This window comes from Mycobacterium sp. (assembly GCF_035653355.1).
In the GTDB taxonomy this organism is placed as follows: Bacteria; Actinomycetota; Actinomycetes; order Mycobacteriales; family Mycobacteriaceae; genus Mycobacterium.
On record NZ_DASRBZ010000395.1, the window covers coordinates 1 to 7,204 of the forward strand.

Annotated in this window: 9 protein-coding genes; 4 read left to right on the forward strand and 5 right to left on the reverse strand. The window is 64.7% G+C overall.

From position 1 onward, the window contains the following. Position 1 precedes the first annotated feature (1 nt). A complete protein-coding gene (locus VFA16_RS13680) occupies positions 2-142 on the reverse strand; it encodes a hypothetical protein (protein WP_324968339.1) in 141 nt (46 codons plus the stop codon). 29 nt (positions 143-171) lie between these two features. Next, positions 172-579, reverse strand: coding sequence for a PPOX class F420-dependent oxidoreductase (locus VFA16_RS13685; protein ID WP_324968340.1), 408 nt, complete (start codon positions 577-579; stop codon positions 172-174). A gap of 591 nt (positions 580-1,170) precedes the next feature. Between VFA16_RS13685 and VFA16_RS13690 the strand changes: the two genes are divergently transcribed. Next, positions 1,171-2,025, forward strand: a complete 855-nt coding sequence (locus tag VFA16_RS13690) for a phytanoyl-CoA dioxygenase family protein (RefSeq protein ID WP_324968341.1) — start codon at positions 1,171-1,173, stop codon at positions 2,023-2,025. Positions 2,026-2,226: 201 nt separating this feature from the next. Continuing rightward, positions 2,227-2,529 (forward strand): DUF6197 family protein, encoded by a 303-nt coding sequence (locus tag VFA16_RS13695; RefSeq protein ID WP_324968342.1) that lies wholly within the window; start codon positions 2,227-2,229, stop codon positions 2,527-2,529. Between the two features lie 22 nt (positions 2,530-2,551). On the opposite strand, the gene ligD is transcribed toward VFA16_RS13695, so the two are convergent. Next, the gene (gene ligD / locus VFA16_RS13700; RefSeq protein ID WP_324968343.1) at positions 2,552-3,580 is read right to left on the reverse strand and encodes a non-homologous end-joining DNA ligase; all 1,029 of its coding nucleotides are present in this window, start codon (positions 3,578-3,580) and stop codon (positions 2,552-2,554) included. A 206-nt stretch (positions 3,581-3,786) separates the two neighbouring features. On the opposite strand from ligD, the gene VFA16_RS13705 reads away from it, so the two are divergent. Continuing rightward, positions 3,787-4,872: an ATP-dependent DNA ligase gene (locus VFA16_RS13705; protein WP_324968344.1), complete on the forward strand. Its 1,086-nt coding sequence runs from the start codon at positions 3,787-3,789 to the stop codon at positions 4,870-4,872. A gap of 236 nt (positions 4,873-5,108) precedes the next feature. On the opposite strand, the gene VFA16_RS13710 is transcribed toward VFA16_RS13705, so the two are convergent. Next, on the reverse strand, positions 5,109-5,765 hold the full coding sequence (locus VFA16_RS13710) for a TetR/AcrR family transcriptional regulator (RefSeq protein WP_324968345.1): 657 nt from the start codon (positions 5,763-5,765) through the stop codon (positions 5,109-5,111). A gap of 111 nt (positions 5,766-5,876) precedes the next feature. Here VFA16_RS13710 and VFA16_RS13715 point away from each other — a divergent pair, with 111 nt between their 5' ends. Then, a complete protein-coding gene (locus VFA16_RS13715) occupies positions 5,877-6,290 on the forward strand; it encodes a hypothetical protein (RefSeq protein ID WP_414687717.1) in 414 nt (137 codons plus the stop codon). Positions 6,291-6,293: 3 nt separating this feature from the next. On the opposite strand, the gene VFA16_RS13720 is transcribed toward VFA16_RS13715, so the two are convergent. After that, on the reverse strand, positions 6,294-7,196 hold the full coding sequence (locus VFA16_RS13720) for a haloalkane dehalogenase (protein ID WP_324968347.1): 903 nt from the start codon (positions 7,194-7,196) through the stop codon (positions 6,294-6,296). Positions 7,197-7,204 lie beyond the last annotated feature (8 nt).

The window sequence follows — 7,204 nt, forward strand, 5'->3', positions numbered from 1 at the left end:
CTCAGTCGGTCCGGTCAGGGGGTTTTGGGACTTCCTTCACGTCAGTTGGCGAGCTCTTCAACCACTTTTTCAGCCGAGCCAGCTGATCGATCGCGATCCCGAGCCCCACGAGCGCGAGCGTCACCATAATCGCGGTGGCCATATAACCCATGGTGACAGGCCGAAGCTGCTTTAGGGCAGGGTCGGTTCCTGCCGTGTGGCTGCTGTGACCTCGATGCCGATGTGCACCTTGTCGATACCCCCGCGCACGATCGAGTGCGCATAGAACCACCATGCGTGATACCAGTACCGCTTGAGCACGGCGTTGTAGACGCGCCGCGTCTCCGACTTCGGGAGGACGCGGGCGATCGCCTCGACCGGTTCGCTCTTGGGCTTGCCCAACGCCGTGCTCTTGGCGATCGTCACTCTGGGAGTGTTGCGGATTCGCTTGACCTTCCACGAGCCATCGTCGGTGATGACAAGGAGCCGGTCACCGTCGGGCGTCCCCCATATCGGTGTAGGTTTGGGGCGGCCGTCTTTGGTGAACGTCGTCAAAAGCAGGTACTTGGATTGAATGACGTCGTTGAAACTCAGAGCCACGCTTTATCTTTCCTTCCGTAACCCGGTCGCGATCGCGCATCTTCCGGATTGTCGGCATTAGCCGCTGCGCCGGAAAGCGTTGCGCTTGCCCGCCCACGCGTGTTGCACCAATCTTGACGAACGCGCTCGGCCCCCAGTCGGGCGGTGCCGCTTGTGGTGGTGCCCGGTCACGGAGCGGTGTCAGTTGGTCGTCAGTTGTGTTCTCAGTCGCGGCGCGGGTTGGCTGCCCCGGTGCACTACGCACACACTGCGTGTTGGCGGCAACCTCACAGCCGGACCCGGGGGGGCGACACTATGCAGGCAGACGCGCACAACGACACGGGGCGCGACGAGCGCCGCGCGCAACTTGAGCAGCGTCGCGCCGCCGTCGCACGCGAGATGCGGCGCCTGGCGAGGGAGTTAGCAGATTTGGATAGGCAGCTGGACGAGATCGAGCAATCGGAGCGTTGACCGAGATCCGGCGTGTGGGACCGCCAGAGTCACTTTGCTACGGGCACAGCTTTCGGTACAGCCACATCGCCCAGCGCCGCAGTGAGATCATGGGTCGGTAGGCAGGCACCGTAGTGTGCCAGCGCGATAGGGCGAGTGCAGATGAACATCGACGATGAGTCCGTCACAACGCTGGAGGACCTCAGGGGCGATCTGGCGCAACGATACAAGTGGACGCCTACCAGCGGGGCCTCCGTCGAGCCCGCGATCGTCGAGGCAGACATCGCAGCCCTCGACCGCGACGGCTACGTCGTCTGGGAGAACCTGCTCAACCCCGAAGAGTGTCGGCAGATCCGCGAGATCGTGCGCCCGTGGCTGGGGCACACCGGACGAAACTCTTTCGAGGGGCGCCGCACTCAACGCGTCTATAGCTTGCTGAGCAGGACGCGGGTATGCGACCGGCTTGTCGATCATCCGCGTGTGCTGGCGGTGCTCGACCGGTTACTGATGCCCAACTACCTGCTTTCGGCATTGCAGGCCATCAATATTCAGCCCGGTGAGTCTGCGCAGCTGCTTCACCACGACGACGGGTTCTATCCGATCCCGCGCCCGCGGGCGCCGTTGGCGGCAGCGACGATCTGGGCGATCGACGACTTCACCGCCGACAATGGCGCCACGGTACTCGTACCCGGCAGCCATCGCTGGGGCAAGCGCCGACCCGGACCAGACGATCACGCGATACCGGTCGTTATGCCTGCCGGCTCCTGCGTCTTCTTCGTGGGAACCCTCTGGCACGGCGGAGGCGCCAACACGACTTCCCGCGACCGCCTTGCCGTCACCGCGCAATACTGCCAGCCATGGCTGCGCCCAATGGAGGCTTTCACGCTCTCGGTGTCGCGCGAGATCGCCCGAACCGTCTCCGATGACCTTCGCCGCATGCTGGGCTACAGCATCCACCCGCCATTCGTCGGCGCGGTCGACGGTCTGCACCCGCTACGGCTGTTGGACGAACCGTAGCTGGACAAGCCGGGTAGCCGATCACCTCGATGGGCGTCGGCGTGTCAGAAGTTGATCGGCGGGCCGGCATTTTATCGTCGAAACGTGCAATACGTGTCTAACGTTGGTCACCGCCGACGGGCCGATGGACGCCTACGGCCGCACCAAGCGGCTATCTGACCGGCGAGACACTCTACGGCGGCGCATCTGGCGCAGGCCGCGATGAGCGGCGCCGACCCTATCGCCGCGGTTCTCCGAGACGCCCGTTCACGCCTCGCTAGCGGAAAATGGTGCAAGCGACGGGAATTCGACGGCAACGGAAACATGTGCATGCAGGGCGCGCTCATGGCCGCACGAAAGGATATGGAAGCTGGCGTCGACATCTACAAAATAGAAAGGCTTCTCGGCAAGCACATGTGGTGCTCTTCGATCCCCCGATTCAACGACGCGCCTGAAACCACACTCGCCGACGTACTCACCGTACTCGACAAAGCCCTCGCCGAGTTGGGGCAGTTGGCCGAGTGACACGCCAGCGCGGCGGAATTGCTCACTTCCCCTTCAGGTCAGTGTCTCGGCTCGGCTGCACCCGCTTGGGTTCGCCGGGCATCTTCGGGTAGTTCGGTGGATAGGGCAGGTCACCCAGGCCACGCTCGTTATCGGCCTTCACCATGTCCAACAGCGGAGCAATCGACTGCTTGACGGCGTCCATGCCGGCCCACGGGTCCTCACGCTGGGCCACCAAGTCGGGGACGGTGGCCATGGTGTAGTCGTCCGGGTCGGCGACGGCCAGCTCATCCCACGTCAAAGGGGTGGATACGGTCGCAATCGCCGTACGCCGCACCGAATACGCCGACGCGAATGTGCGGTCGCGGGCGTTCTGGTTGTAGTCGATGAAAATCCGCTTCCCGCGCTCCTCCTTCCACCAGGAGGTGGTCACCGCGTCCGGTGTGCGGCGTTCGACTTCACGGGCCAGCGCAATCCCGGCGCGGCGCACCGCGATGAAATCCCAGTCCGTCGCGATCCGCACGAATACGTGTACGCCGCGGCCACCGGAGGTTTTGGGGTAGCCGATCAATCCCAGCTCGTCGAGCAGCGGCTTGAGCACGTCGACGGCGATCGCTCGCGCCTCGGGGAAGCCGGTGCCGGGTTGCGGATCGAGGTCGATCCTGAGTTCGTCGGGATGTTCGGTATCGGGGCAGCGCACCTGCCACGGGTGCAGGGTGACGGTCCCCATCTGCGCGGCCCACACGATCGACGCCGGATGGGTCACCTTCAGCGCATCGGCGGTCCGCCCGGACGGGAAGGTGACCCGGCACGTTTCCAAATAATCGGGATGGTGCTGCGGTACCCGCTTTTGGTAGATCTCTTCGCCGTCGATGCCGTCGGGGAAGCGTTGCAGATGGGTGGGCCGATCGCGCAACGCGGTCAGCATCGGTCCGCGAGCGACGGCCAGGTAGTACTCGACAAGCCTGCGTTTGGTGCCGGACGAGCCCAGTTTCGGGAAATACACCTTGTCCGGATTGGTGAACCGGACCGTGATCCCATCGACATCCAGTTCTTCTGCCGCAGTTGGCATTACGACTCCCCCACGCGGGACGGGTCGAAGCGCGACGGTTGTGTTGCCGCGCTCGGTCGAGCCGAATCCGAGCCATCACCAACCGGCCGAACGGCGTCGGAGTGCAGTCCGCTCACGCTTTGAAGTTACGCGTTCGACCTGCCGCACTCGAAGCCAACTCGCGGAGGGCACGCCCGCGATAATCATCGAGACGGCACAATGAGCCGGTGGAGCTTCCCGTGATGCCGCCGGTCTCGCCGATGCTGGCCAAATCGGTTCCGACCATCCCACCTGGGGCGTCTTATGAGCCCAAGTGGGATGGATTCAGGTCGATCTGTTTCCGCGACGGCGATGAGGTGGAGCTGGGCAGCCGCAACGAGCGGCCGATGACACGGTATTTCCCGGAGCTGCTGGCCGCATGCAAAGCCGAGATGCCGGAACGCTGTGTGATCGACGGGGAGATCATCATCGCAACCGCACACGGTTTGGATTTCGAGGCGCTGCAACAGCGCATCCACCCGGCGGCCAGCCGAATCAACATGCTCGCTGAGAAGACGCCGGCGGCCTTCATTGCGTTCGACCTGCTGGCGCTCGGCGAGGACGACTACACCCGCCGACCGTTCGCTGAACGTCGCGCCGCGCTCGTCGACGCCTTGGCCGGCCCCGGTCCCTCGATCCACGTCACACCGGCGACCACCGACCTGGCGACGGCACAGCGCTGGTTCGAGGAGTTCGAGGGAGCAGGCCTCGACGGCATCGTCGCCAAACCGCTGACACTCACCTATCAGCCGGACAAGCGCGTCATGTTCAAGATCAAGCACGAGCGCACTGCCGACTGTGTAGTCGCCGGCTACCGCGTGCACAAGTCCGACGACCAGGCGATCGGCTCCCTACTGCTCGGGCTCTACAACGAAGACGGCGCCCTGGCCTCAGTCGGCGTCATCGGTGCCTTCCCGATGGCCGAGCGGCGTCGGCTCTTCACCGAATTGCAGTCTCTCGTCACGACTTTCGAGAACCATCCGTGGAACTGGGCCGCCCACGAAGCAGGGCAACGCACCCCACGCAAGAATGAATTCTCCCGATGGAACGCCGGCAAGGACCTCTCCTTCGTGCCGCTGCGACCGGAGCGGGTGGTCGAGGTGCGCTACGACTACATGGAAGGCCAACGGTTCCGCCACACCGCCCAATTCAACCGGTGGCGCCCCGACCGCGACCCACGCTCATGCACGTATGAGCAGCTGGAGCGTCCGATTACGTTCAGCCTCGCGGAGATCGTTCCTGGCCTCAGCCCGGTGAGCCCAGCCCAGCCGTAGGGGCTGTGACTCCGTTCCCGCGGCCCGAAACTGAAGCTTCAGCTGCTGCTCTCTCGTCGCCGGGGACACTGGTCTCTGGGGAAGGGTGGTTCGATGTGCCCGCCTTCGAGCGACAAACCGCTTGCGCTCCAAAGATTGTCGCTCGAAGGCGGGCGAAATGTGTACCAGGCGAGACTTAAGACTCATGTGGTATCTGTGATTGCCGCAGCCCGAGACCCGCCCGTGTAACAACTGGATCAGCACCGTTCGAAGCCACGCAGATACCCGTCCAACATCATGACGATCTCGTCTTCCAGCCGGTGCGGGTCGACCGGCGACGGTGAAGTGATAAGGCGGTGCACCAGCGACTCGATCGTGGCCACCACCATCTGCGCGGCCAGGCGACTGTCGTGGACCTGAACGGCGGGGTGTTGTTCGAGCAATGCTGCCGTCACGTCGATCATTAATTGTTCCGACTCGTGCAACCGCGCGAGAAAGGCCGGTGACCGTGGTGCCTCCTCGAAAAGCACGCGATGCAACCGCGGATTGTCGCGATGGTTGTCGATCGTTGCTCGCACGAAAACTCTGAGCGCCTCGTCCAGCTGGGATGGCACACCGTCGGCCAACCGGGCGCTGATAAGCCGGGCGCCGGCTTGGACGTGTGCCTCCATCAGCGCGGCCAGGATCGCGTCCTTGTTGGGGAAGTATTGATACAGCGAGCCGATCGACAATTCCGCAGCCTCCGCGATGCGGTTGGTGGTACCCGCCGCATACCCGTGCTCGCCGAAAACGCGAGCAGCCGCATCCAAGATCCGCTGCCTAGTCTGTTGCGCGCGCTGCTGTTTCGGCCGCTTGCGGGGCCGATACCGGTCCGGCGGAGCGATCGCGACCTCCCCTCGTAAGCGAGTAGTCAAATCTGCTCTAGGCAGCACAATTTGGAGATCTCACTCGAAGGAGTTCGACCCGTGCAGACCATACATGTGGCCACAACTCTCCCGACCAGTGCCGACAGAGTGTGGCAGGCGATGCAATCGCCAGCCACCTTCCTTTATGTATGCAAGGGCCTGTTCGGGATTCCGGCGCTGCAAGGGCGGTCCGAGCCGCTGCGCGCCGGCGAACGCGGATCGGCGTGGCTATTCGCGTTCCACCTGATCCCGGCCTACCGACACACGATCGAAGTTCTCGAGGTCGACGCCGACACCCGCACCATCCGCACTCATGAGCGCGGCGGCATCCTCACCGCCTGGGCCCACACCCTGCACGTCGAACCGATCGACCAGCACAGTTGCCGCTACAGCGACACCGTCGCGATCGACGCCGGCCGCGCCACCGCTGCGGTCGCTGCGATCGCCGTGGGCATCTACCGTTACCGGCAACGGCGCTGGCACAAACTGGTCCGCCGGCACCTGCTGCCCGACGGGCCGGCCTACGCTGCCTAGGGCTCAGCTGTGCAAGAACTCCATGATGTGGTTGGCCAGTTCTTCGCCGGCGTCTTCTTGCAGGAAATGACCGGCGTCGCGCACGACGGGGTGGTCGATGCCCTGCGCGCCAAGCATTTCGCGTTTGAAGATCGGCGCCATCGCGCCGGTGATCGGGTCGCCGTCGCTGAACGCAACCAGCATCGGCGTCGGACTCGCGCAGAGTTTCTGCCATGCCGACCGGTTGGCCGGTGTCGCGGGGTCGTCGGGTGACGTCGGGACCAGGCCGGGCATGGCGCGCGGGCCGGCGCAGTAGGTGTCGTCGGGAAACGGCGCGTTGTAGGCCGCGCGCGCCGCGTCGCTGAGTGGGCGTCGACAACCCGACTGCACGAACCCGCCGATGTCCAGCGTCGGCTTCCCCTGGATAGTCTCCCGGAAACGCCACCAGATTTCGGGCATCGGTTGGTCCCCGGTTGGCAGTCCGGTGTTGGCGACGACCAGGCGGCTGAAGCGTTCGGGATGTTCGGCGGCCAGCCGTAATCCGATCAACCCACCCCAGTCCTGTCCGACCAGCGTCGCCCGGCGGAGGTCCAACACGTCGAACGCCAGCGCCCGCATCCATTCGACGTGGCGCGCATAGGTGTGGTCTTCGCGCTCGGCCGGCTTGTCGGACCGGCCGAAGCCGACGAGGTCCGGGCAGACGACGCGATACCCGGCGGCCGCGAGGACCGGAATCATCTTGCGGTACAGGAACGACCACGACGGTTCGCCGTGCATGAGCAGGACCACCTGGCCGTCGGCCGGTCCCTCGTCGAGGTAGTGCACCCGAAGGGTCCCTCTGTCCCCGTCGGGGATCTCGACGTAGTGCGGTTCGAAGGTGGTCGCCAGGCCGGCGAAGGCGGCGTCAGGCGTGCGCAGGACGTGCATCAGACCGG